At 58.9% G+C, this 23,764-nt stretch carries 22 protein-coding genes; 16 read left to right on the top strand and 6 right to left on the bottom strand.

The genetic code is table 11. The annotated features are described in order from the left end of the window. The first annotated feature begins 436 nt into the window (after positions 1 to 436). The 16 genes from topA to A0251_RS09010 all read left to right on the top strand — a co-directional run bounded on the left by topA (position 437) and on the right by A0251_RS09010 (position 18,730). Entirely contained in the window at positions 437 to 3,154 is a 2,718-nt protein-coding gene (topA, locus tag A0251_RS08935; RefSeq protein WP_062816509.1) for a type I DNA topoisomerase, read from the top strand. Positions 3,155 to 3,280: 126 nt separating this feature from the next. Then, positions 3,281 to 3,811, top strand: coding sequence for a hypothetical protein (locus A0251_RS08940; RefSeq protein ID WP_062816510.1), 531 nt, complete (start codon positions 3,281 to 3,283; stop codon positions 3,809 to 3,811). 274 nt (positions 3,812 to 4,085) lie between these two features. Beyond that, the gene (locus A0251_RS08945) at positions 4,086 to 4,874 is read left to right on the top strand and encodes an outer membrane lipoprotein-sorting protein (RefSeq protein ID WP_062816511.1); all 789 of its coding nucleotides are present in this window, start codon (positions 4,086 to 4,088) and stop codon (positions 4,872 to 4,874) included. A gap of 2 nt (positions 4,875 to 4,876) precedes the next feature. Continuing rightward, the gene (locus tag A0251_RS08950) at positions 4,877 to 6,160 is read left to right on the top strand and encodes a hypothetical protein (protein WP_062816512.1); all 1,284 of its coding nucleotides are present in this window, start codon (positions 4,877 to 4,879) and stop codon (positions 6,158 to 6,160) included. Positions 6,161 to 6,423: 263 nt separating this feature from the next. Next, positions 6,424 to 7,059, top strand: coding sequence for a TetR/AcrR family transcriptional regulator (locus tag A0251_RS08955; RefSeq protein WP_062816513.1), 636 nt, complete (start codon positions 6,424 to 6,426; stop codon positions 7,057 to 7,059). Between the two features lie 295 nt (positions 7,060 to 7,354). After that, positions 7,355 to 7,825: a L,D-transpeptidase gene (locus tag A0251_RS08960; RefSeq protein WP_062816514.1), complete on the top strand. Its 471-nt coding sequence runs from the start codon at positions 7,355 to 7,357 to the stop codon at positions 7,823 to 7,825. Positions 7,826 to 7,846: 21 nt separating this feature from the next. After that, on the top strand, positions 7,847 to 8,860 hold the full coding sequence (nagZ, locus tag A0251_RS08965; protein ID WP_231874205.1) for a beta-N-acetylhexosaminidase: 1,014 nt from the start codon (positions 7,847 to 7,849) through the stop codon (positions 8,858 to 8,860). An 8-nt stretch (positions 8,861 to 8,868) separates the two neighbouring features. Beyond that, complete coding sequence (locus A0251_RS08970; protein ID WP_062816515.1) at positions 8,869 to 10,026, top strand: mechanosensitive ion channel family protein; 1,158 nt, start codon at positions 8,869 to 8,871, stop codon at positions 10,024 to 10,026. Continuing rightward, the gene (locus A0251_RS08975; RefSeq protein ID WP_062816516.1) at positions 10,013 to 10,579 is read left to right on the top strand and encodes a hypoxanthine-guanine phosphoribosyltransferase; all 567 of its coding nucleotides are present in this window, start codon (positions 10,013 to 10,015) and stop codon (positions 10,577 to 10,579) included. The genes A0251_RS08970 and A0251_RS08975 overlap by 14 nt, the downstream gene beginning before the upstream one ends. Positions 10,580 to 10,581: 2 nt before the next feature. Beyond that, positions 10,582 to 11,322: an S-methyl-5'-thioinosine phosphorylase gene (locus tag A0251_RS08980; protein WP_156478271.1), complete on the top strand. Its 741-nt coding sequence runs from the start codon at positions 10,582 to 10,584 to the stop codon at positions 11,320 to 11,322. Positions 11,323 to 11,370: 48 nt separating this feature from the next. Beyond that, on the top strand, positions 11,371 to 12,396 hold the full coding sequence (locus A0251_RS08985) for a CNNM domain-containing protein (protein WP_062816518.1): 1,026 nt from the start codon (positions 11,371 to 11,373) through the stop codon (positions 12,394 to 12,396). A gap of 30 nt (positions 12,397 to 12,426) precedes the next feature. After that, positions 12,427 to 13,395, top strand: a complete 969-nt coding sequence (gene cysK / locus A0251_RS08990; RefSeq protein ID WP_062816519.1) for a cysteine synthase A — start codon at positions 12,427 to 12,429, stop codon at positions 13,393 to 13,395. Positions 13,396 to 13,496: 101 nt separating this feature from the next. Beyond that, entirely contained in the window at positions 13,497 to 14,687 is a 1,191-nt protein-coding gene (locus tag A0251_RS08995) for an NAD(P)/FAD-dependent oxidoreductase (RefSeq protein ID WP_062816520.1), read from the top strand. A 164-nt stretch (positions 14,688 to 14,851) separates the two neighbouring features. Continuing rightward, positions 14,852 to 15,235: a DUF6394 family protein gene (locus A0251_RS09000; protein ID WP_062816521.1), complete on the top strand. Its 384-nt coding sequence runs from the start codon at positions 14,852 to 14,854 to the stop codon at positions 15,233 to 15,235. Positions 15,236 to 15,240: 5 nt separating this feature from the next. After that, on the top strand, positions 15,241 to 16,959 hold the full coding sequence (locus tag A0251_RS09005; protein WP_062816522.1) for a TrkA family potassium uptake protein: 1,719 nt from the start codon (positions 15,241 to 15,243) through the stop codon (positions 16,957 to 16,959). Between the two features lie 79 nt (positions 16,960 to 17,038). Further along, entirely contained in the window at positions 17,039 to 18,730 is a 1,692-nt protein-coding gene (locus tag A0251_RS09010; RefSeq protein WP_231874206.1) for an alpha/beta hydrolase, read from the top strand. Between the two features lie 40 nt (positions 18,731 to 18,770). Here the strand turns inward: A0251_RS09010 and A0251_RS09015 are convergent, their stop codons facing one another. From A0251_RS09015 to A0251_RS09040, 6 genes are all read right to left on the bottom strand, one after another. After that, a complete protein-coding gene (locus tag A0251_RS09015) occupies positions 18,771 to 19,202 on the bottom strand; it encodes a thioesterase family protein (RefSeq protein ID WP_062816524.1) in 432 nt (143 codons plus the stop codon). Positions 19,203 to 19,409: 207 nt separating this feature from the next. Further along, entirely contained in the window at positions 19,410 to 19,769 is a 360-nt protein-coding gene (locus tag A0251_RS09020; RefSeq protein ID WP_062816525.1) for a hypothetical protein, read from the bottom strand. A 46-nt stretch (positions 19,770 to 19,815) separates the two neighbouring features. After that, on the bottom strand, positions 19,816 to 20,220 hold the full coding sequence (locus A0251_RS09025) for a roadblock/LC7 domain-containing protein (RefSeq protein WP_062816526.1): 405 nt from the start codon (positions 20,218 to 20,220) through the stop codon (positions 19,816 to 19,818). Next, positions 20,217 to 20,768, bottom strand: coding sequence for an ATP/GTP-binding protein (locus A0251_RS09030; protein ID WP_062816527.1), 552 nt, complete (start codon positions 20,766 to 20,768; stop codon positions 20,217 to 20,219). The genes A0251_RS09025 and A0251_RS09030 overlap by 4 nt, the downstream gene beginning before the upstream one ends. 4 nt (positions 20,769 to 20,772) lie before the next feature. Further along, positions 20,773 to 21,726, bottom strand: a complete 954-nt coding sequence (locus tag A0251_RS09035; RefSeq protein ID WP_062816528.1) for a hypothetical protein — start codon at positions 21,724 to 21,726, stop codon at positions 20,773 to 20,775. 381 nt (positions 21,727 to 22,107) lie between these two features. Further along, positions 22,108 to 23,649, bottom strand: coding sequence for a glutamate synthase-related protein (locus tag A0251_RS09040; RefSeq protein WP_062816529.1), 1,542 nt, complete (start codon positions 23,647 to 23,649; stop codon positions 22,108 to 22,110). Between the last annotated feature and the right edge of the window lie 115 nt (positions 23,650 to 23,764).

Genomic DNA, 23,764 nt, shown 5'->3' on the forward strand with positions numbered 1-23,764 from the left:
GTATAACGCGCTTTCAATGGCTTTCCAGGGGGGGGAGAGCGCCGCTTTGAGGGTTGCTCCACAACCGCCTCTGGTCTACTACTAAAAAGACGGTGCCTCTGACGAACTCACTGCGAGCCCGTGGTGCCTTGCGGGCGCGCTCTGCGGGTCCTGCTGGCTGACGTTCCCCGGTTTTTTTGCATGTCCAGGGGGATGCGTGGAGGGAGAGACAGACGCTGTGAAACTCGCGCCGGGATTGCGATCCAGCCCGGGAGATCGGGCACGTGGAGGGTTATTCAGAGGCTCCCCGGAAGACAGCAGAGCTTGACCCGGCCATACCGGCGCTGTCTAAATAGCGCCCGAAGAGGACCTGCGTCGCCCCAGCCACTGTCATAGTGGGGTAAGGGCAGCCGGTCTGTGCTCTGTTCAACAAACCGCCGCCATTGAGAACCTGAGAATGGGAAAAACTCTTGTTATTGTGGAGTCGCCTGCCAAGGCCAAGACCATCAACCGCTACCTGGGCGACGACTTCGTAGTGAAGTCCAGCGTCGGCCACGTACGCGATCTGCCGGTCAGTGGCGGTTCCAAGAAGAGCACCCCTCAGGAACGTGCCAAGGAGGCCGCCTATACGCGCTCACTGCCCAAGGAGGAGCGCGAAGCCTATAAAAAGAAGAAGGCCAAGGCCCAGTTGATCAACCGCATGGGGGTCGACCCGGAGCACGGCTGGAAGGCCCATTACGAGATCCTTCCCGGCAAGGAAAAGGTGATCGACGAACTCAAGCGTCTTGCCGCCAAGGCCGACCGCATCTATCTGGCCACGGATTTGGACCGCGAAGGGGAGGCCATTGCCTGGCACCTGCGGGAAGTGATCGGCGGTGATGACAGTCGCTTTGACCGGGTGGTGTTCAACGAAATTACCAAAAAAGCCATTCAGGCCGCCTTTGAGCAGCCGGGCAAACTGGATCTGAGTCGGGTGGAAGCCCAGCAGGCCCGCCGCTTCCTGGACCGGGTGGTGGGTTTCATGATCTCGCCATTGCTGTGGGAAAAGATTGCCCGTGGCCTGTCCGCAGGACGGGTGCAGTCCGTGGCGGTGGAACTGGTGGTGGAGCGAGAGCGGGAAATCCGCGCCTTTACTCCGGAAGAGTTCTGGGAAATGCGCAGCGACACCCACAGTGATCAGGGCGAAGCCCTGCGCCTGGAAGTGGCCAAGCACAAGGGGGAGAACTTCCGCCCCAACAATGGCGATGACGCGGAAGCACATCGTCAGGCATTGCTGCAGGCCGGTACGCTGACCATCAGCCAGCGTGAGCAACGTCCTACCCGGTCCAAGCCTTCGGCTCCCTTTATTACTTCCACGCTGCAGCAGGCGGCCAGTACCCGCCTGGGATTCGGGGTGAAGAAGACCATGATGATGGCCCAGCGCCTCTACGAAGCTGGCCACATTACCTACATGCGTACGGACTCCACCAACCTGAGTGCAGATGCCGTGGCAGCCTGCCGGGAATGGATCGGCGAGAAACTGGGCGACAAGTACCTGCCCGAGAAGCCGTTGTCCTACAGCAGCAAGGAGGGCGCCCAGGAAGCGCACGAAGCGATCCGCCCCTCCGACGTGCGCCGCACCTCCGACTCCCTCAAGGACATGGAGCGTGATGCCCAGCGTCTCTACGAACTGATCCGTCGCCAGTTTATTGCCTGCCAGATGCCCCCGGCGGAATACCTGAGCACCACGCTCACCGCCACCGGCAATGACTACGAGCTGAAGGCCAAGGGGCGCATCATGAAGTTCGACGGCTGGACCCGTATCCAGCCCCCCGCTTCGCGCAAGGGTCAGGAAGATACCTTGCTGCCGGATGTGAAAGAGGGCGACCGCCTGACCATCGACCAGGTGGACATCGATCAGCATTTCACCAAGCCGCCGGCCCGTTTCACTGAAGCCAGCCTGGTGAAGGAGCTGGAAAAACGTGGCATTGGTCGTCCGTCCACCTATGCGGCGATTATTTCCACCATTCAAGATCGTGGCTATGTGCGCCAGGACAACCGCCGTTTCTACGCGGAAAAAATGGGCGATATCGTCACTGATCGTCTGGCGGAAAACTTCCCCAACCTGATGGATTACAGCTTTACCGCCCGCATGGAGGAAACCCTGGATGAAATCGCCGAGGGCCGCCGTAACTGGCAGGATGTGCTCGATGAGTTCTACCGGGATTTTGTTGCCAAACTGGAAGCGGCCCAGGGTGAGGGCAGTGGCAAGCAGGCCATTGGCGGTATGCGTGCCAACCTGCCCACGGATACCGACATCGAGTGTCCCAAGTGTGGCCGGCCCATGCAGATCCGTACCGGTTCCACCGGGGTCTTTCTGGGCTGTTCAGGGTATAGCCTGCCACCGAAGGAACGCTGCACGGCGACCCTGAACCTGTTGCCCGGTGAAGAAGCCGAGTCGGTGAATGCTGACGATGAAGAAGCGGAAGCCAAGGAACTGCGCAACAAGAAGCGTTGCCCGAAGTGCGGCACCGCCATGGAAAACTACCTGATCGACGAAAAGCGCAAGCTGCACATCTGCGGTAATAACCCGGATTGTGACGGCTATGTGGTCGAGAAGGGCGAGTTCCGCATCAAGGGCTACGATGGGCCGGTGCTGGAATGCGAAAAGTGCGGCAACGACATGCAGCTGCGAACCGGTCGGTTCGGGAAATTCTTCAAGTGCACCAACGAGGCATGTGGTAATACCCGCAAACTCCTCAAGAGCGGCGAGCCGGCACCGCCACGGGCCGATCCGATTCCCATGCCGCACCTGAAGTGCGAGAAATACGATGACGATCACTATCTGTTGCGCGATGGTGCCTCCGGCCTGTTCCTGGCCGCCAGCAAGTTTCCCAAAAACCGGGAAACCCGGCCGCCGCTGATCCTGGAAATCCAGAGCGTCGCTGAGCAGCTTGATCCCAAACACAAGTACCTGGCCGAGGCGCCGGCGAAAGACCCGGACGGCAATCCCGGGGTCCTGCGTTACAGCCGAAAGGCCAAAGAGCAGTACGTGATGAGCGAGATCGACGGCAAGGCCACCGGCTGGATGGCCTTCTACCGGGACGGCAAATGGGTCGAGGAACAGACCAAGAAAAAGGCGCCCGCCAAAAAGAAGGCCCCGGCAAAGAAAAAGGCCGCCGCCAAGAAATCCTGACCGCCTTTATTTGTAGGAGCTATGCTTGCATGGCGAAAACCAGGGTCATCGCGAGCAGGTTCGCCATGCAAGCATAGCTCCTACGGTCAGGTTAACCCGTTATATCCATAGTTTCTGTGAGTCCCCATGTCCCGAATGGTCCGAGAAAATGCCGTCAGTGGTCTGCGCGAGCGGATCTATTTTGCCCAGGCCCTGCTACGTCAGCTCACCCGTGAACAGGCTGGTGCGGTGCCTGCGGTGCGCCTGGCCCTGCGTGGTGCCGTGGTCTTTCATCTCTATTCCGCCCTGGTTGGTCTGGCGCGCCAGTCTGCCAATACCTATCAGGTAGCCGGTGCCGACCACTTGTTCAGCCTGGCTGCCCTGGTTCAGGCATTCCGCGATTCTGAAGTGGAAGCCCCGGAAATGGCCATCCTCGGCCAGGCCCTGGCCGACCGCGCGGACCTGATCGCCTGGCTGGACGGGGAAATGCAGGGTGCCATGGGGGCCGCTGGCCTGGCCCGTCGGCCAGCCCCGCCCAGCGATGCCAACGCTCTCAACCTGATGGCAGAAGACCGCTATGCCCCCCTGGCAGAAGGCGACCTGGAGCGCCTGAGCAATGCCATCCAGCGGGTCAGCGAGCTGGTGGAGCATTGTGTGGGGTATCTGGAGGAGTGGTGAAGGCAGTTAACAGTTAATAGTGAACAGTTAACAGCTACGCGAATCGCGATTGTCTTTGCTTTTAACGCATGAGGCCGCGCTCATCCCTTTGGGCGCGGCCTCATGCATTTGAAATGAAACTTTGCTCAGCACGCGAGCTGTTAACTGTTCACTATTAACTGTTAACTGCTTTTTGGCCCCTTCAGCATCTCGCTTTCCGCTATCCTCCCTATCATGGTAAACACACTGTTACCCATAACGGTGTGATCAACAACCAACCAAACCGAGGTTTATCATGAAAGTACGCCTGTTGCTGGCCGGTCTGGCTCTGGCCTGTGCCGTTCCTGTTCTCCATGCCCAGACGCCGGAAGAGAAAGGTCTGGAAATCGCCCGCGAAGCGGATCGCCGCGGGGCGGGTTTTGGTGACTTTCAGGCGGACATGCGCATGGTGCTGATCACCGGGCGTGGCGATACCTCTGAGCGCGAGTTGCGGGTCAGTACCCTGGAAGGCACCGGCGAGGAGGGGGACAAGAGCCTGACCATTTTCGATACGCCCCGGGATGTGCGTGGCACCGCCTTGCTGACCTACAGCTACAAGACCCGCGATGATGACCAGTGGCTCTATCTGCCGGCCCTGCGTCGGGTGAAGACCATTGCCTCGCGGAACAAGTCTGGCCCCTTTATGGGCAGTGAATTCAGTTTCGAGGACATGCGTGGCCAGGAAGTGGAGAAATACACTTACAAATACCTGCGCGACGAAGCCTGCGGTGAGCTCACCTGCTTTGTGATGGAACGCTACCCCACCGACGAGAACTCCGGCTACACCAAGCAGGTGGCCTGGATTGATCAGCAGGAATACCGCACCTGGAAGGTGGATTACTACGACCGCAAGAAATCCCTGCTGAAAACCCTCACCATGAGCGACTTCGCCCAGTACCAGGACCGGTTCTGGCAGCCCGGCAAGATGGCCATGGTCAATCATCAGACCGGCAAGGCCACCGACCTGTTCTGGAGCAACTATCGCTATGACACCGGCCTGACGGAAGCGGACTTCAACCAGAACAGTCTGAAACGGGCCCGTTGATCATGGTATGGCGACACAGTCTGGCTGCGCTGCTGGTGCTGCCATCCCTGGCGGTTGCCTGGGAGTTTCGTGGCGAGGCGGGCCTGGAAGGGCGTTACTTTACCCAGTCATCGCCCTATGAGGCGGCGGATTATTCCACCAATGGCTCCCTGTACCTGAAGGGCGAGGTCTTCCACGAGTGGAATAACCGGGATGATCTGTTCACCTTCATTCCCTATTTGCGGGTGGACGAGAACGATAGCGAGCGCACCCACGCCGATATTCGTGAGCTGTCATGGATTCATGTGGGCCGCGGCTGGGAATCCCGGGTGGGGATTCGCAAGGTGTTCTGGGGCGTGACGGAAGGACGGCACCTGGTGGATATCATCAACCAGACCGATCTGGTGGATCAGGTGGATGGCGAGGAAAAGCTTGGTCAGCCCATGCTCAATCTTTCCACGGTGCGGGACTGGGGCATTGTGGACCTGTTCCTGTTGCCCGGATTCCGTGAGCGCACTTATGCCGGAGAAGAGGGGCGACCGCGCACGCCGTTGCCGGTGTCTGACCAGGCCCGTTACGAATCCGGTGCCGAAGACAAACGGGTGGATGTGGCGTTGCGCTACCAGCAGTATTTCAATAATGGCCTGGAACTGGCGCTGTCCCATTTCTCCGGGACCAGCCGTGAACCCTTGCTGCTCCCGGAGGCCCTCAGCCCGCAACAACTGCAGGCCCTGCTGCTCACCGGCAGCCTGCCGGCCGGCAGCGATCCGCAGCTGGTGCCATTGTATAACGTGATTGACCAGACCGGCCTGGAGCTCCAGTACCTGAACAACGGCTGGCTATGGAAGATGGAGGCCATTACCCGTTCCGGCCAGGGCGACCGTTTTACCGCCCTGGATGGTGGCTTCGAATATACCCAGGTGGGAGTGTTCGACGGCCCGGCGGATCTGGGCTGGCTGCTGGAGTACCTGTGGGAGGATCGGGATGAGGCGCTGGCATCCCCTTTCCAGGATGACGTTCTGCTGGCTACCCGGTTTACGTTCAACGATGTGGCGTCCACAGAGATACTTGCCGGCGTGATTTACGACCTGGAAAACGACGAGAAAGCCATCAATCTGGAATCCAGTCGTCGTTTCGGCAACAACCTCAAGGCCTCCCTGGAAGCCCGTTTCTATACCGACACCGGCAAACCGATCACTGCCTCGGAGTTGTATCTGTCGGCCCTGCAGGGCCGGGCAGAGAACCCGGGTCTGAGTCCGGTCAGCCGCTCCGACTTCATTCAGGCGGAAGTGGTGTATTACTTCTAAGTTTTCCGTAGGAGCGTCGCTGACGGCGCGATTTGCCAGGCTGGGTTAAAAGCACATTTTCACCACAGAGGACACAGAACCCACTGAGTAAAAATAGGATTGCTCCGTGGGCTTTGTGTCCTCTGTGGGAAACCGATCTTTTCAGAGCTTGGGCTATCGCGCCGCCAGCGACGCTCCTACAACGGGTTTTTGAATCCCCCCTTGACCCCCTACACACCCAAACGTATGTTTGAAACGTATGTTTTGAACACAGGGCGGGGCGCATGGCACAGGCGGGCACGGTTGACCGGATTCTGGATACCGCAGAGGTACTGTTTGCCCAGAAGGGCTTTGCGGAAACCAGTCTGCGTGCCATCACCAGCAAGGCCGGGGTCAACCTGGCGGCGGTGAACTATCATTTCGGTTCCAAGGAAGCGCTGATACAGGCGGTATTCGAACGCTTTCTGACGCCGTTCAGTGCGGCGCTCGGTGCCAAGCTGGATGAAATGGAAGCGACCGGCACGCCGGATACGCCGGAAAATGTGCTCGGCATCGTGTTTCGACTGGCCCTGGGGACCCACCCGGAAGACCCCCAGCGCGCGGCCATTTTCTTTCGTCTCTCCGGGCAGGCCTACAGCCAGCCTCAGGGGCACTTGCGTGACTACCTGCACAAACACTACGGCGCTGTCTTTAAACGCCTGCAGGAGCACTTGCAGCGGGCGGTGCCGAGCGTACCGCCCATGGAGCTGTTCTGGCGGGTTCAGTTCAGTCTGGGCGCCGTGATCTTTACCCTGTCCGGCATGCAGTCCCTGCAGGCTATCAGCAAGGCCGACTTCAACCTGGATGTGAGCGCTGCAGATATCACCCGGCGCTTGTTGCCGTTCCTGGTCGGTGGCATCCAGGCCGACGTACCTGAGTGACCTGCCTTGCTGCTGGAGCGTAGCGAATAACGTTGCTGGCGGCGGGATAACCTCAACAATGGCGAGTCACGAGAAGCGAGTATCGAAAATCAAAATCTGAAATAAGGGAAAATCAGGTTTTCGCTTGTCGTAACTCGTCATTCGTGCCTCGTTTATCGCGCCGCCAGCGGCGCTCCTGCGGATTGGTCGGTGGCCGTGGGCGCTTACGCAATTGCTTGGTCAGTGCGGTTCGCGGCTGCAAGCGGCCCCGTAGGGTGGTTCAATATGCAGGCTTTCATTGCCTGAAAAGGATGCTATGGAACTGATCATTAACCTTTCGGAACAATGGCTGGAACTGCGCGGCGAGCGTACGGAACGGTTCCCCGTATCCACCGCCCGCAACGGGGCCGGCCAGGCCATGGGGAGTGAAGCCACGCCCCTGGGCCGGCATCTGGTGCGGGCCCGCTTCGGTGAGGGTCTGCCGGAAGGCGCGGTGCTGGCCGGGCGTAAATTCTCCGGGGAAATCTGTGATGCGACCAAGGCTCAGGAGCATCCCCAGCGCGATTGGGTTCTTACCCGCATTCTCTGGCTGGGAGGCATGGAACCCGGCCATAATCTGGGCGGTGACGTGGATAGTTTCCGTCGCTTTATTTATATTCACGGCACACCGGACAGCGAACCCATGGGGGCGCCCGCGTCCCACGGCTGCATACGGATGCGTAACGCGGACATAATTCGCGTTTTCGATCAGGTGCCGGTGGGTGCCGCTGTCACCATCACGGAATAACGATCACCAATCAGGATTGCCATGCCATCCGTTTCCCCCCTGCTGATGCTCGATCTGGAAGGACTCCAGGTCAGTGACGTGGAAAAAGACCTGCTGACCCACCCGGGGACGGGCGGGTTGATTCTCTTTACCCGTAATTATCAGGATCGGCAGCAGCTGGCGGAGCTGGTTCGCCAGATTCGTGCCGTGCGCCCGGAAATACTGATCGCCGTGGACCAGGAGGGAGGGCGCGTGCAGCGTTTCCGGGACGGCTTCGTGCGTCTACCGCCCATGGCCGCACTGGGACGTCGTTATGATCAGGCCCCGCAAGCTGCGGTGGCGGATGCCGCCTTGCTGGGTGAGCTGATGGCTTCGGAGCTGACCGAGCTGGATATCGATCTGAGCTTTGCCCCGGTACTGGATCTGGATTACGGCACCAGCACGGTGATCGGCGATCGCAGCTTTCATGGTGATGCGGATGCCATGATCGCCCTGGCCAGCGCGTTTATCGACGGCATGAGCGCCGCCGGCATGGCTGCCACCGGCAAGCATTTTCCCGGCCACGGCCATGTGGTGGCGGACTCCCATCTGGAGTTGCCGGTGGACCCGCGGCCGCTGGCCGAGATTGAAGCGGCGGACCTGCGTCCTTTTGTGGCGCTGGCACAAAAGCTGGACGGCATCATGCCCGCCCACGTGATTTACAGTGCAGTGGAAAACCAGACCGCCGGTTTTTCCCGTTACTGGCTGCAGACCCGATTGCGCGAGCAGATGGGCTTTCGCGGCGTGATCTTCTCCGATGACCTGTCCATGGCCGGGGCCCACGGTGTCGGCGGTTATCCGGAGCGGGCGAGGGCAGCCCTGGAGGCAGGCTGTGACATGGTGCTCGCCTGCAACAACCGCGCCGGGGCGGAACAGGTGCTGGACTTCCTCGCCGCTACCCGTTTCAGCGGTCAGGTGCCGGCCAGCGGCCTGCGTGCCCGCCCGCGTCGCCCGATGGAAAATACCAAACGCCGTGCTGCCACGGAGCTGGCGGCGGCATTGACTGAACTTCGCTAAGGACTCTCATGAACTGGGACTGGAACCAACTGTTGCAATGGCCGAACGTGGAGACCCCCACGGATATCTGGCTGACTCAACTGTTCATCATCGTGCTGTGCACGGTGTCGGTGAACTTTATCATGATGCGCGTCATCGACGTGCTCGACCGGCTGATCAACAAGACGGAAACCCTGTGGGACGACGCCCTGCTGGAAGCGGCGCGGATCCCGCTGCGGCTGGTGTTCTGGGTCGTGGGGCTGTCCGTATCGGTGGAACTGCTGCAAGCGGTAACCGAACAAGCCAATGAGTTGTTCGATCTTGCCCCCAAGGTGCGTCAGATCGCCTTTATCGTGATCATCGCCATGTTTCTCAATCGGTTTATCTCCTACACGGAGAAAAACCTGATCGACCCGTCGCGCATGCGCAAACCCATGGACCAGTCCACGGCGGCGGCCATTGCCAAGCTGTTGCGGGTGTCAGTCATCATTACCGCGCTGCTGATCGTGTTGCAGACCCTGGGCTACAGCATTTCCGGGGTGTTGGCCTTTGGCGGTATTGGTGGCATGGCGGTGGCCTTTGCCGCCAAGGATCTGCTGGCCAACTTCTTCGGTGGCATGATGGTCTACTTGGACAAGCCGTTCCGGGTAGGGGACTGGGTGCGCTCACCGGATCGTTCTATCGAGGGCACGGTGGAGAACATCGGCTGGCGACTGACCTGTATCCGCACCTTCGACCAGCGCCCGCTGTATATCCCCAATGCCATGTTCACGACCGTGGTACTGGAAAATCCATCGCGCATGCTCAACCGCCGCATCAACGAGAAAATCGGTATCCGCTACGAGGACTGGCAGAAAATGCCGGCTATCGTGGCGGAGGTGAAACAGATGCTGATTGATCACGAGGAGTTGGAAACCGACAGCCGTACCCTGATCGTGAATTTCGACAGTTACGGTGCCTCGCATCTGGAATTCTTTATCTATACCTTCACCAAGACCACCCAGTGGGTGCGTTACCATGAGATCAAGCAGGATGTGCTCATGAAGATCATGGCCATCGTCAACGAGCACGGGGCAGAGTTTGCCTTCCCCACCCGTACCCTGCATCTTGTCAGCCACAACGACGATCATCCCGCCACGGGCCTGGAAGACGACAACACCGAGGAAGCACAGCATGTCCATCGCTGAGGAGCTGCAACAGGAACTGATGCGGGTGCGCCGTGACGCTATCGAGCTGCATTCCGCCGATCAGGTTCAGGAAGCCATTGCCAAGCTGGCCTTCGAGGTGACCGAGGCCTACTCCGGCAAGGTGCCGGTGATGCTGACCATCATGAATGGCGGCATGATCTTTGCTGCCGAGCTGGTCAAGCGCCTGGATATTCCTCTGGAAATGGATTACCTGCATGCCAGTCGTTATCTCGGCGAAACCACTGGCGGTGCGGTGGAGTGGATCGTGACTCCCAATGCCAGCCTGGCCGGCAGGGACGTGCTGATCGTCGATGACATTCTCGACGTGGGCTCCACCCTGTTGTCCATTATCGATGCCTGCAAGGCCCAGGGGGCGGCGTCGGTAAAGACCTGTGTGCTGGTGGACAAGCAGCATGACCGCAAGGCACAACCCGGCCTCAAGGCTGATTTCACTGCGCTCGAAGCCGCGGATTATTACCTGTTCGGCATGGGCATGGACTACAAGGGTTTCTGGCGCAATGCGCCCGGCATTTACGCGGTAAAGGAAAGCTGAGCATGTTGGCGTTTATCGGAGGCACCGGCCTCACACGCATGGAAAACCTGCGCATTATCGACAGCCACACCCTTTCTACCCGTTTCGGGGCGCCTTCGGCCCCGATTGTGGAAGGCGAGCTGAACGGCAACAAGGTACTGTTCCTGGCCCGCCACGGGGACCCTCATGTGCTGCTGCCTCATCAGGTGAACTACCGGGCCAATCTGTCGGCCCTGAAAGAGGTTGGCGCGACGGCCATTGTGGCGGTGAATGCGGTGGGCGGCATTACCGCCCAGGCGCCCACCGGTGGTCTGGTGCTGCCCGACCAGATTATCGACTACACCTGGGGGCGCGAGATGACCCTGTTCGATGATCCGGCGGAGCCACTGGTGCACGTGGATTTCAGCTGGCCGTTTGATAGCGCCTTGCGGAACGGACTCAAGGAAACACTGGCGGCGTCCGGACTCAAGTGGAATGACGGGGGCTGCTATGCCGCTACCCAGGGGCCTCGACTGGAAACCGCTGCAGAAATTGCCCGCCTGGAACGAGATGGCTGCGATATTGTCGGCATGACCGGCATGCCCGAAGCGGTACTGGCCCGGGAGCTCGAGCTGCCCTATGCCATGCTGTCACTGGTGGTAAACCCGGCAGCGGGCAAATCCAGCCACGAGATCACCATGGCGGAAATCGAAGCGGTCATTCACGATGGCATGGCCAATGTGTGCCGGGTGCTGGCAGATTTTGCCGGTAGCTACACTGCCTGATTATTTTGACCGCTGCCTGACAGCGGCTTTCGGAAGGAGCTTCACACAGTGACCCTGCTGATTATCTTCGCGGCCGTTTCCATCGGCTTCTCCTTTCTCTGCTCGATTCTTGAGGCAGCATTATTGTCGATCACGCCGAGCTTCATCGCCGGCCTGCGAGAAACACGGCCCAAGCTCTACGAGACGCTGCGTACCTATAAAGATGATATCGACAAGCCCCTGTCCGCTATTCTTACTCTTAATACGGTGGCTCATACCGTAGGCGCCACCGGAGTCGGCGCCCAGGTGGCGGTGGTGTTTGGCGAAGCCTGGCTGGGGGCGGCCTCTGCGGTGATGACACTGGCGATTCTGGTGTTGTCTGAAATTATCCCCAAGACCATTGGTGCCAAGTACTGGCGCGCCCTGGCGCCCATTCTCCCGCCCATTCTGCAATTCATTATTATCGCCCTGATGCCGTTTGTGTGGTTGTCGAAACTGATCACCAGCCGCATTGGTGGCGGCGAGCATGACGTGGAAGTGCGGGCGGAAATTCGCGCCCTGGCCGATATGGGCAAGGACCAGGATGCGCTTGATGACAACGAATTTCAGGTGATCCAGAACATCCTGCGCCTGCATGACATCAAGGTCGGCACCATCATGACGCCGCGCACCGTATGCCGCACGGTGACCCCGGAAATGACCGTGGCCGACTTTCTGGAAAAGGAGAAGGACCAGCCGTTTTCCCGTTTTCCGGTGATGACGGAGCAGGGCGAGGGCAAGGGCTATATTCACAAATCCGACTTGCTGGGCTGCAACCCGGACCAGACCATGAGCGCGCTGGCTCACGAGGTCCCTCTGGTCCACACCAGTATGGGCATCGACAAGCTGTTCCATGCCATGCTGGCCCAACGTCAGCACATGGCGGTGGTCTATGATGAGCACGGCACCTGGGTGGGACTGATTACCCTGGAGGATATTCTGGAAAGTATTCTCGGCCGTGAGATCATGGACGAAACCGATCACGTGGCGGATTTGCGACTTTACGCCCGTCAGCGCTGGAGCCGACGGTTGAAAAAGCAGGAAAAGCCGCAATAGGAATCAACGAGAGATTCAGGAGAGGCAACCATGACCGAGATCTACAAGGACAACAGCGAAACCATTGGCAAAACACCGCTGGTGCGCATCAACCGCATCAGCCATGGCAAGATTCTCGCCAAGCTGGAATCACGCAATCCGGCGGGCAGTGTAAAGTGCCGTATCGGTTCCTCCATGATCTGGGACGCGGAAAAAAGTGGCCAACTGAAACCCGGCATGACCCTGGTGGAACCCACCAGCGGCAACACCGGCATCGCCCTGGCCTATGTGGCGGCGGCGCGGGGCTATGACCTGACCCTGACCATGCCGGATACCATGAGCCTGGAGCGTCGCAAGATCCTCAAGGCGCTGGGTGCCAAGCTGGTGCTGACTCCCGGTGCCAAAGGCATGCCCGGGGCCATCGCCAAGGCGGAAGAACTGGTCAGCGAAAACCCGGAAAAATTCCTGATGCTGCAGCAGTTCAACAACCCGGCCAATCCGGCAATTCACGAAAAAACCACCGGCCCGGAAATCTGGGAGGCCACCGGTGGTGATATCGACGTGCTGGTCAGTGGCGTGGGGACCGGTGGCACCATCACCGGGGTATCCCGCTACATCAAGAACCAGAAAGGCAAGGCCATCACCTCCATCGCCGTGGAGCCGGATTCCTCCACCATGATTACCGCTGCCTTGAAAGGGGAGGAGCCTACCCATGGCCCCCACAAGATTCAGGGGATCGGTGCCGGCTTTGTGCCGAAGAATCTGGACCTGTCGGTGGTGGATCGTTGTGAGCAAGTGAGCAATGACGACGCCATGGCATGGGCCCACAAACTGATGCAGGAAGAGGGTATTCTTGCCGGTATCTCCTGCGGGGCCGCCATGTGCGTGGCGGATCGCATCAGTCAGTTGCCAGAGTTCGAGGGAAAAACCATCGTTGTGGTGTTGCCGGATTCCGGCGAACGCTACCTCAGCTCTCCGCTGTTCGCCGACATGTTCAGTGAGCAGGAACTGAACCAGTAATTTCATACGCCCCGCTCTGCGGGGCTTGTTCCTCCTGGCCGCCGCAAATCACGGCTACCGCTGGACCTTATGCTATCCTTGCCGCCCAATCAGGAGGTGGTATGGCAGCAGTGGCAGAGGTGGATGTCGTGGTGATCGGTGCGGGTGCGGCCGGACTGATGTGTGCCGCCACGGCTGCCTATCAGGGCCATCGGGTCAGGGTGCTTGACCACGCCAACAAGGCGGGCAAGAAAATCCTCATGTCCGGTGGCGGGCGGTGCAATTTCACCAACCTGAATACCACCCCGGATCATTTCGTCTCCGCCAACCCCCATTTCTGTAAATCCGCGCTCAAGCGTTACAGCCCCTGGCACTTCGTCGAGCTGGTTGAGCGCCACGGCATTGAGCATGTGGAAAAGGCGCCGGGGCAGCTGTTCTGTTCAGAATCCTCCAGAGAGATTCTCGATATCCTGCTCACTGAATGTGAATGGGCCGGTGCAGAGATTTGCTTGAAAACCGCCATCAGACGGGTGGAACGGGCAGGGGATGGGTTTGTGCTTTCCACCACGGCTGGGGCCGTAAAGTGCCGCAAACTGGTGGTGGCCTGCGGGGGGCTGTCCATTCCCACCATGGGGGCGACCGGCTTCGGCTATCAGCTTGCCGAGCAATTCGGACTCAGTGTGCTGCCCACCCGTGCCGGACTGGTGCCGTTTACGTTGCAGCCGGATGACAAGGCCTGGCTATCCGCCTTGTCCGGGATCAGCACCGAGGTGGTGGCCGAGGCGGGTGGCGCCCGGTTTGCCGAGCCCATGCTGATTACCCACCGGGGCCTGTCCGGCCCGGCCATGCTGCAGGTTTCCAGTTTCTGGACGCCAGGCCACCCGGTGACTGTGGACTGGCTGCCGGCTGTTGCCGATCCGTTTGCCGATCTGGTCGCCGAGCGCAACCAACATCCCAATCGGGGCATGGAGCGATGGTTGCGCCAATACTTCTCGCAACGGCTGGCCGGGGCACTGGTGGAACGGTTCGGCTGGCAGGGCAACCTGCAGCAGTTCAGTAACGAGCGGTTGGCCGCTGTGGCGGCCACCCTCAAGGGCTGGCAGTTCAAACCCTCCGGCACCGAAGGCTATCGCACCGCGGAAGTGACCCTGGGCGGTGTGGATACCGATGCCATCTCCTCCAAGACGTTTGAGGTCAATACCGTGCCCGGCCTGCACTTCATTGGTGAAGTCCTGGATGTTACCGGCCAGCTCGGGGGCTTCAATTTCCAGTGGGCCTGGGCCAGCGGCTGGTGCACCGGGTTGGCGTTGTAGCATTATTCTGGGATCAGAGGGGCTGGCAGCCGGGGGCTACGCAAACAGGTTTGCCCGTCAGCTGCGGGGCCGGGTCGAATGAATGCCCCCGGTCACCCGGTAGCCCACCCGTCCATTCCCTGACACAATGAGCTCCAACACCTCAGGCAAAACAAGGATGCACGATGAACCTCGAGAAGGTGGTTTTTGGCTTTTTCATTCTGCTTGCGCTGACTCTCAACTTTGGGTTCTTTTACGGCGAGATCGATAACCCGGAACACCACGACGTTTACGAGTTGTTTGCTGCCCTGGTCGTGAGCCTGATCGCCACTGTGCTGAAATTTGGCGAACGCACACAGATTGGCGCCGTGTTACTGGCCTCCAGCCTGGTGGCGGACTTGCAGCTGATTGTCGCGGCGATTGTCTGGGCGGTGGCAGTGCATGTGACGGAAGTGGGACTGACGCCAGCGGTGATGGCGTCCATTGTCTCCCTGTCCGGTGGCGCTCTGCTGGCGAACCTGTTATCCGCCGTGCTTCTGACGGTGGAAACCATCACCCTGCAGCGGTAACTGACATGCCCTCGGTCGTCCCCATGATCCTGCGGCGCATGCGTGTGCCGCTGGTGGTGCTGATAGTCGCCTACAGTATTGCCACGGTAGGCTTCACTTTGATCCCGGGGGTGGATGATCAGGGAAACCCCTGGCGCATGAGCTTTTTTGAAGCTTTCTATGTGGTCAGTTATACCGGCAGCACCATTGGCTTTGGTGAAGTCCCCTACGACTTCTCCGGCGGCCAGCGCATGTGGACTATGGTCAGTATTTATCTGACCGTGTTTTCCTGGCTGTATTCCGTGGGGATTATCATTTCCCTGCTTCAGGACAAGAGTTTCCGTCAGGAGCTTAGCCGGGTGCAGTTGCAGCGGAGCCTGCGCCGGTTTCGAGAACCTTTTTATGTGATTTGCGGTTATGGCGACACAGGCAAACTGCTGACCCGCTCGTTGCTGAGCCGTGGCATGCGGGTGGTCATTGTGGACAAGGATCCGGAAGCCATTGACTCCCTTCGCGTGAAGGATCAGGGGCTGTATGTGCCAGGTTTTACCGTGGATGCGGAAATTCCCGGAAATCTGGTCAAGGCCGGACTCAAGCATCCGCTATGTCGTGGTGTACTGGCGGTGACCGACAACAATCACACCAATCTGAAAATTGCCACCACGGTAAAGTTGTTGAACAAACACAGCCAGGTGTTCTGCCGTGCCGGCAGCGAAGAGAATGCCAATAACATGTTGTCCTTTGGCACCGATCTGGTGGTCAATCCCTATCAGGATTTTGCCCGCCGATTGTTGTTGGGTATTCGCCAGCCGGATACGCATCGGGTTTACGACTGGCTTACCTCTTTGCCCGGTGCCGCCTTGCCGGAGCGCCCCATGCCGCCCCAGGGGCGCTGGATATTGTGTGGCTTCGGTCCTTTCGGGCGTGCCGTCTACGAAGCGCTCAGCAAGGAGGCAGGTATCGAACTGGTGGTGGTTACCCCGCATCCGAAGCAACCGGATGTGCCCGCGGGGAGTGTGGAAGGCAAGGGCACCGAGGCGGTGACCTTGCGTGAAGCCGGTATCGACAAGGCGGTAGCCCTGGTGGTTGCCACGCCGGACGATGCCGACAACCTGTCGGTGATGATGACCGCCCGGGAGCTCAATAGCAGTATCTACATGGTGGCCTTGCAGAATCGGCTGCACAATCGTCTGCTGTTTCAGGCGGTCAACCCGGAATTGCCGGTCCAGACCAGCTTCCTTGTGGCCAGCCGTTTTCTCTCCGTCCTCAATGCGCCGTTGTTGAAAGAATTTCTTCAGGAAGCGGAGAAGCAGGGCAATGCCTGGAATGAGCAACTGCTGGCAAGAATGGCGAGCATCACGTCTACGATTACCCCGGAAAGCTGGCACGTGCAGATAGGCGATGAAGAAACCCCCGCAGTGACCCTGGCTCTGCGTCTGGGGGAGCCGGTGACCCTGGGCAATCTGTGTCGCAGTCCCCGCCATCGGCTAACGTGCCTGGATACGATTCCCCTGATGCTGCGCCGTAATGGCCGCAATACTCTCCTGCCCGATGAAAAGGAAAATCTTGAGCCCGGTGACCGGGTGCTCTTTTGCGGCACGGACAAGGCCAATAACCAGATGCAATGGAGCCTGCGGCATCTGAACGCGTTGCGTTATGTCCAGACCGGACACCAGCGCCCGGACGGACTGGTCTGGCGCTGGCTGGCCAAGCGTCGGGCGGCGCCGGCAGACGTACGGGAATAGCGGCCGGCTGTCACCTGCCTGCTTGCCGTGTTTCCCGGCTCTTCCTATGATTGGCTGTGCTCTCTGTGGACAGGATCGTGTGGAAGACGATAACAATCATGATGCGTTGATCGGCAAGATCTACGAAACCGCACTGTCCCCCGGTGACTGGGTAGAGTTGCTGGATACTATCGCCGGCTGGACGGATAGCCAGCCACAGGCCAACGGCACAGATTCCTCCCTGGCTCCCCGGCAAAGCGCCCGGGAAGTGGACCGGCTGATTGATCACCTGGAACGGGCGGTACGCAGCAGTGCGTACATGCATGCCCTGGAAGACCGCACCCAGGTGCTCAATGCCATGTACAACCAGATGCCCTGGCCCATGCTGATGCTGGACGACAGCATGCAGGTGCTGGAATGCAATCCGGTGGCCAGACAGGTGCTGGCGGACGGCCCGGTGCAGCTGCGCGAGGATGGCAGCCTGCTTTTTGCCGACCGGGCCTTGAAACTGGCGCTGGATCGCATCAATCGTCTGGCTGAAGGCCGGGAACCCCGGTTGATCAGTTCTCCCGGTGACGGGGTGTCCCTGCTATGTCTGCCGGTACAGAAGTCGGATGCACCCGGCACTCTTTCCCAGCTTCGCACCATCGTCTGGGTACTGGCGGGCCACAGTGTGGTGACGCCTTCTCCGGAAATGCTGCGTTCCCTGTTCAATATCACCCAGGCTGAATCGCGCCTGCTGCATCTGCTATGCAAAATCGGCAATCTGAATCAGAGTGCCAGGCTGTTGAATGTGAGTGTTCATACTGCGCGCACCCAGCTCAAATCCACCATGGCCAAATTGAAAGCCAACAGTCAGGTACAGCTGGTCAGCCACGCCATGGGCCATGCACTGGTGCAAGCGGCAAAACTTCCGCAACTCCACACGCAACGGGAATACACCCTGAGCCTGCCGGATCGCCGTGTGCTGAGCTGGTATGAGTATGGTGATCCCGATGGTCGCCCGGTATTAACCCTGGATAATCTGGGAGCATCGCTGCCGGATCATAGCTACTTTGAGGAATGGTATCGGGAAAAAGGGCTGCGCATGATCATGATCGTGCGACCCGGCTACGGCATCTCCACCTACAAGTCTGATCTGGAATTCCGTTCTTTTGCGCCGGATATCATGGCGCTGTGCAGGCATCTTGAACTGGATAGGCCGCCAATGGCGGCGTATTGCGGGGGAGGGCCTTATGCATTGTGCGCTGCTGCCCAGTATCCGGACATCTTCGACCGGCTCGGTTTGCTTGCCAGCACCGTTCCCATTGAACACTTTGAACTGGACAAGCTTGATCCACTCCACAATATGTTCCTGCGTTTGTTCCGGCGAGATCCGCGCCTGTTCGTGCTGGTCGGGCGTTTGGGCATTCGTGGAGTACAGAAGGCACCAGAGAAGTTTTTTGCCATGATTGCCAAGGGATTGTGCGATCAGGACAAAGCCGTGCTGGCAAACCCGGACCTGCTACAACGAACCATTACATGTATGCGCCGCAGCCATTTCCAGGGGGCGCGCATCATGATCGACGAGTACCTGCGCATGCAGCACCCCTGGCAGGTGGATTTGAGAAAGATCACCATGCCGGTCATGCAGTGGCACGGTGAGGATGACCGGATTATTTCCATCGGCAGTGCCCGTGGCCTGGCGAATGAGCTTCCCGGAGTACGGTTTCGCAGTTTTCCTGGGCTGGGGCGCTTTATGGTTTACCCGATGTGGAAGGAATTTCTGACCGAGTTGCTGGAGCTGGCTTGAGTCTGGTTGTCGTATAGACCTTTGCAACCGTCGTCGATACTCATTGCAGGTTGGGAAAGCGTTCACGGAATGCAGCAGGCATTGGCATCACCCCGTGCTTCAGGTGATCGAAAAACACAAACCCCTGCTTGGCCAGTACCACCCGTTGCCCGGAGGGCTGTTTGGTCACCCGGAAAATCAGATCGGCCCCGTACTTGTTGAAATCCATCAATCCGACTTCGAATTGCAGATCATCCTGGGCGAAACTCTCTGCCATGTAGGTGGCAACAAGGTCGGTTACGACAATACTTTGTTTGTCGCTATCGAATTGATCAAAACCGATATGGCAGAAAAACCGGTAACGGGCCTCGGAGAGCAGGGAAATCATCTGGTCATTACCCACATGCTTACCGGTATTCAGGTCCGTCATGCGGACGTTGATCGTGTGGGTGTAGAGGAATTGTTCGGGCAGATCCAGTTGAACACGAGCCATACAGCGGTCTCAGAAAATCGCAGAGAAGGCCCGGCAGTGTAGCAACAGGGTGGGACAGATGGGAAACCCGGCTCCTCAGGCGGAAGCCCGTCCCCGTCAGGCATGACAGGACAGCACAAGCCAGGCTGAATGGCCGGGCGAAGGTGCGTTACCGCACGGTTGAATAACAACCTGGAGCGGTATTGGCTACCGCTCCAGGGGCCCGCGTTAGACTGTCAGCGAGGTTTCTACTTGCTGGCAGTTGCGGCGCGCCAGGGCCAGGTTGGATTTGGCTTTGTCCAGCACCAGGTACATGAACAGCCCCTCATTCTTCGCGACCGGACGAATGATGTGATACTGGCTGCCAAGCGTAATGAGGATATCCTCAATCGCGTCGTTAAGACCCAGGGATTTCATGGTCTTCATTTTGGCGCGCACCACTTCGGTATTGCCGGCGGCGGCCAGTTCCAGATCGAGCCCTGTGCCTTCATGGCCCAGCATCATGCCACTGTTGGCGTCCACAATAGCAGCGCACATGGCGCCATCGGCCTGCAGCAGGGTTTTCAAACTTTCGTTAACGTTGCCCATTTCATACTCCTAATTTATATTTTTTCCCTTTTTCCAGGGAGTTAACTCACTTTTTTAACTTTTTTGATAACGCTGCACAGCAGTGTTTGGCGCCCCAGAGCAGTTGCCCCAGTCTGGAGGCATCATTGGCCACAACGGCCAATACCAGAGGAGGAGAGCTGTCCGGCACTGTCATGACAGCCACGACACCTTCCTCGGATTCCACGATAAGACGGCGACATTCGGAGATGCCTGCTTCCTTGGCAATGGCAGAGCTGATCGCTGCCAGAGAGCTGCCCATGGCAGCAAGTCGACTGGCCTTGCCCTTGTCCGTTTCCAGCGAGGTCACTTCAAAGCCATCGCTGCTCAACAACACTGCGGAGGTGATTCCGGTGGTGGTTGCCCGCAACTTCTGCAGTTGTTGTTGCGCTATCTCTGTCGCTGCCTGACCCAGGGGGTTCTTGTTAGTCATACTTCCATTAATTCCATCTCGTGAGCTTCGATCTGGCAGAGAAGGGTCTCCACCAGCAGCAATACGTCTTCTTTTTCCCTGACATCGACGGAAATCACGGGAACGAAGAGGCCCATGTTCGCCAGTTTTTCCGTTACCAGATCAACACAGCTGAAATCGTTGGCCGCCAGCCGGCCAATTCCCACCACCAGTGGTGTTTCACCGTTGTTGGCAAAGGCATCGGCGTAGATGGCCAGGTGTTTCTCAAGATCCGGGTGCTCACCGTTCAGAAGCAGAATCACGCCCGCCGCATTGTTGGCAAGAATGGGCCACATGAAGCGGAAACGATCCTGTCCCGGGGTGCCGTATAGCCGAACCCCGAAACCATCCGCCAGGCTGATATAGCCGTAATCCAGTCCGGCCGTGGTCATTTCCTTGTTGCATTGCTCCAGGTCCGTATTCACCACATCGGTGGATACGCATTCATCGTCGCTTAACTGGGCGATGGCAGTGGTTTTTCCCGCGCCCATTGGACCGGTAAAGAGGATCTTGAATTCGTCATGCGTCATGCTGTCAGCTCAATCCCAGGCGAGTTCTGAGGCCGCGTATCAAGCCTCCAAAACGTTGTGATTCCATCGCAACAGCCGTCGGTTGTGCCGCTGAACGACGGCGCTCACTGACCAGAAGCCCGCTAATTTCACAGGCATTGAGGAAGTGATTGAAGGTGGCTTCATCGCATTTCGACAAAATCTGTAATTGCGCTCGGCCCAACGCGCGTCGGGTCATCAATGCACACAGGGAAAGCAGGGGCCGTGACTTGTTCAGGGCAGCAGCACTGGGCCAGCGGCTTAACTGGAACTGGCTGTCCGGGTCCAGCCAGGGGAGCAAGCCATCGCTGTGTTTGGCGCCCGTCATCCAGGCCAGCTCGAACAGGGGGCGAGCAGCCATCCCTTCGGGAACCGACTCCGAGAACGGTCTCAGTGGTGACAAGGTAACCGTCCCGGCGTTGAGTGCATGGAGAAGGGCGGGGCGGGCATAAAAACGATGGCTTGCGGGTTTTACCAGCAACAGGCCCTCATCGCTGTGACTGCAATATAGCTCGCTGCGTTGTCCGTCTTTGGCGTTGATCACATGATGCAACGACGCGCAGAAGTCCGTTGTTGAATCCGGCGTGGTGGACGTCACGGTTGCGCTGGTGTGGCGCGGGGTTGTGTCCGTGGTCAGGGTCCGTACCACATCGTCAAGCACATCAAGCAGCTGCATGACCCGAAATGGATGGGGCAAGCTAAACGTGGAGGCGGGCCTGTCATAGGTGTTCGGATAAACCACGATGCAGGGTTTGTCAGACAGGTCGGAGCGCCGGGTCTGTTCCTGCTTGTCGCACGCGACCATCAACACATCCGCATCATCGGGGATGCTCTGATCCCAGTGAACCGAGGAGCGCCCGTCGATGATTTTCAGCATCGAAAGGCAGGCACTGACCGTGTCTTCTTCTAATCCGACAAATCCTAGTCGTTGTGTTCGCATTTGTGCCTTCCTGGGTCCGGGGGGGCCGGTCATCGCAGTGGTAACTAAGCCATTGGTGCACTCTCAGTTAGTGAACCATGTCTCACTTATTATTAGTTTCGGCACGGCGGACAGGGCAAAGGGATCGCGACAGGCGGAGAGTTTGAAGGGATGAACAGATTTTGCGATCACGCCGCGTTGACTGTCTTTATGGCCTTAAGATCGAATGACGATTAGCCAGCTTTTATAAAGGTTTGATTATTGGAGATATTATGGCCGTCGGGCAACGCGGGCTCAGTTGCCACGCAGGTCATCCCCTGACGTAAGATTTCTCTTACAGGCAGGGGCTGCTTTGTAGGCAATGGCGTACAACAGCACGGGTAAAGACTTATTTTGCTCAGGCTAGGCTCCGCCCAGTCCGCTATAGCGAACCCCCGCCAGGCTGGCCATGTCCCGATCAAAGGTAGCCAGATCATCCAACCGGAACTGATTCAGATGGTCGTGTCCGCAGGCGCGGGCCATCACTTGCATCAGTTCTGTGGAGGCATGGAAAAAGTTGGCCAGGCGTTGGGCGGCGTGGTCCACGTCCAGTCGTTTTCGCAACGCTTCGTTCTGGGTGGCAATCCCTGCAGGACACTGATTGGTGTTGCACATGCGGGCACCGACACAACCAATGGCCTGCATGGCGCTGTTGGAAAGAGCGATGCCGTCGGCGCCAAGAGCCAGGGCCTTGATAAAATCCATAGGCATGCGCAGGCCGCCGGTGATCAGCAGGGTGACGTTGCCACTGGCGCCTTTGTCATCCAGGAATCGGCGGGCCCGGGCTAGGGCAGGGATAGTGGGCACGCTGATGTGATCACGGAAAATGGTCGGGGCGGCGCCGGTGCCGCCACCCCGGCCATCCAGAATGATGTAGTCGGCGCTGGCATCCAGGGCGAACTGTATGTCCCTTTCGATGTGGTTCGCGCTCAGCTTGAACCCCACCGGAATACCGCCGGATACTTCCCGTACCCGATCCGCAAAACGTTTGAAATCATCGCTGCTGTGCAGCTCCCTGAAGGTGGCAGGGGAAATGGCCGGCTGTCCTTCGGGAATCTGGCGTACCTGGGAAATCTTGCCCACATTCTTGTTGGCGGGCAGATGGCCGCCGGTACCGGTCTTGGCACCCTGGCCTCCCTTGAAGTGGAACGCCTGCACCTTCTTAAGATGGTCTTCGCTATAGCCAAACATGGCGCTGGCCAATTCATAAAAGTAACGAGGGTTGGCGGCCTGCTCTTCGGGCAGCATGCCCCCCTCTCCGGAGCAGATGCCGGTGCCGGCCAGCTCTGCGCCACGGGCCAGCGACACCTTGGCTTCTTCAGAGAGGGCACCGAAGCTCATGTCCGAGACCATCAGGGGAATATCCAGGGTTAACGGTTTGTCTGCCCGGGGGCCGATAACCAGCTCGGTACCCACCGGTTGATCGTCCAGCAATGGTTGTGTGGCCATCTGTGCCACCATGATCTGAATATCATCCCACTTGGGCAGGCAGTCCCGGGGCACCCCCATGGCACTCATGGGACCATGATGGCCCATTTTGGCCAGGCCGTTTTCCGCCAGCGCATGGATCAACTCCACATTCGGTTCTTCTGCGGTGGCTTTGGGGCTGGGCATGCCGTCCCGGGAGATGGCATCCGGCCCGGGTCCTTCCTTGCCGACCTGATCCTTGTCAAAGCGCGCGTGGGTTCCATCGCAATACGGGAAAGAGGCGCTGTGCTTGCACATGCACAGGTAGCCTTCGTCCTTGTCCGCTTCAAAGCCGAGAGGGGTGATATCCGTGCCCGCATGGGAGCCATCACAGAAAGGTTGGTTGGCAGAACGGCCGCAGCGGCAGAAGTAGTAGGTTTCCCCCGGCTTGAGTTCGGTTTTATGCGGTTTGATATCGGCAATCACGGGTTTGGACATGGTGACTCCTGGCTGGCACTGCGGGCTGGGATAGGTTGATCATGCCAGTGGTGGTGGGGGAGTCAACGCTTGAAAAGTCAGGGCAGGGGTAGCGCCCGGCCCGCGACACTTCCTG

This window comes from Alcanivorax sp. NBRC 102024 (assembly GCF_001602235.1).
Taxonomy (GTDB): Bacteria; Pseudomonadota; Gammaproteobacteria; order Pseudomonadales; family Alcanivoracaceae; genus Alcanivorax.

Coding starts and splice junctions, on each gene's coding strand:
- topA (WP_062816509.1), top strand. CDS start 437: ATGGGAAAAACTCTTGTTATTGTGGAGTCGCCTGCCAAGGCCAAGACC.
- A0251_RS08940 (WP_062816510.1), top strand. CDS start 3,281: ATGTCCCGAATGGTCCGAGAAAATGCCGTCAGTGGTCTGCGCGAGCGG.
- A0251_RS08945 (WP_062816511.1), top strand. CDS start 4,086: ATGAAAGTACGCCTGTTGCTGGCCGGTCTGGCTCTGGCCTGTGCCGTT.
- A0251_RS08950 (WP_062816512.1), top strand. CDS start 4,877: ATGGTATGGCGACACAGTCTGGCTGCGCTGCTGGTGCTGCCATCCCTG.
- A0251_RS08955 (WP_062816513.1), top strand. CDS start 6,424: ATGGCACAGGCGGGCACGGTTGACCGGATTCTGGATACCGCAGAGGTA.
- A0251_RS08960 (WP_062816514.1), top strand. CDS start 7,355: ATGGAACTGATCATTAACCTTTCGGAACAATGGCTGGAACTGCGCGGC.
- nagZ (WP_231874205.1), top strand. CDS start 7,847: ATGCCATCCGTTTCCCCCCTGCTGATGCTCGATCTGGAAGGACTCCAG.
- A0251_RS08970 (WP_062816515.1), top strand. CDS start 8,869: ATGAACTGGGACTGGAACCAACTGTTGCAATGGCCGAACGTGGAGACC.
- A0251_RS08975 (WP_062816516.1), top strand. CDS start 10,013: ATGTCCATCGCTGAGGAGCTGCAACAGGAACTGATGCGGGTGCGCCGT.
- A0251_RS08980 (WP_156478271.1), top strand. CDS start 10,582: ATGTTGGCGTTTATCGGAGGCACCGGCCTCACACGCATGGAAAACCTG.
- cysK (WP_062816519.1), top strand. CDS start 12,427: ATGACCGAGATCTACAAGGACAACAGCGAAACCATTGGCAAAACACCG.
- A0251_RS08995 (WP_062816520.1), top strand. CDS start 13,497: ATGGCAGCAGTGGCAGAGGTGGATGTCGTGGTGATCGGTGCGGGTGCG.
- A0251_RS09000 (WP_062816521.1), top strand. CDS start 14,852: ATGAACCTCGAGAAGGTGGTTTTTGGCTTTTTCATTCTGCTTGCGCTG.
- A0251_RS09005 (WP_062816522.1), top strand. CDS start 15,241: ATGCCCTCGGTCGTCCCCATGATCCTGCGGCGCATGCGTGTGCCGCTG.
- A0251_RS09015 (WP_062816524.1), bottom strand. CDS start 19,202: ATGGCTCGTGTTCAACTGGATCTGCCCGAACAATTCCTCTACACCCAC.
- A0251_RS09020 (WP_062816525.1), bottom strand. CDS start 19,769: ATGGGCAACGTTAACGAAAGTTTGAAAACCCTGCTGCAGGCCGATGGC.
- A0251_RS09025 (WP_062816526.1), bottom strand. CDS start 20,220: ATGACTAACAAGAACCCCCTGGGTCAGGCAGCGACAGAGATAGCGCAA.
- A0251_RS09030 (WP_062816527.1), bottom strand. CDS start 20,768: ATGACGCATGACGAATTCAAGATCCTCTTTACCGGTCCAATGGGCGCG.
- A0251_RS09035 (WP_062816528.1), bottom strand. CDS start 21,726: ATGCGAACACAACGACTAGGATTTGTCGGATTAGAAGAAGACACGGTC.
- A0251_RS09040 (WP_062816529.1), bottom strand. CDS start 23,649: ATGTCCAAACCCGTGATTGCCGATATCAAACCGCATAAAACCGAACTC.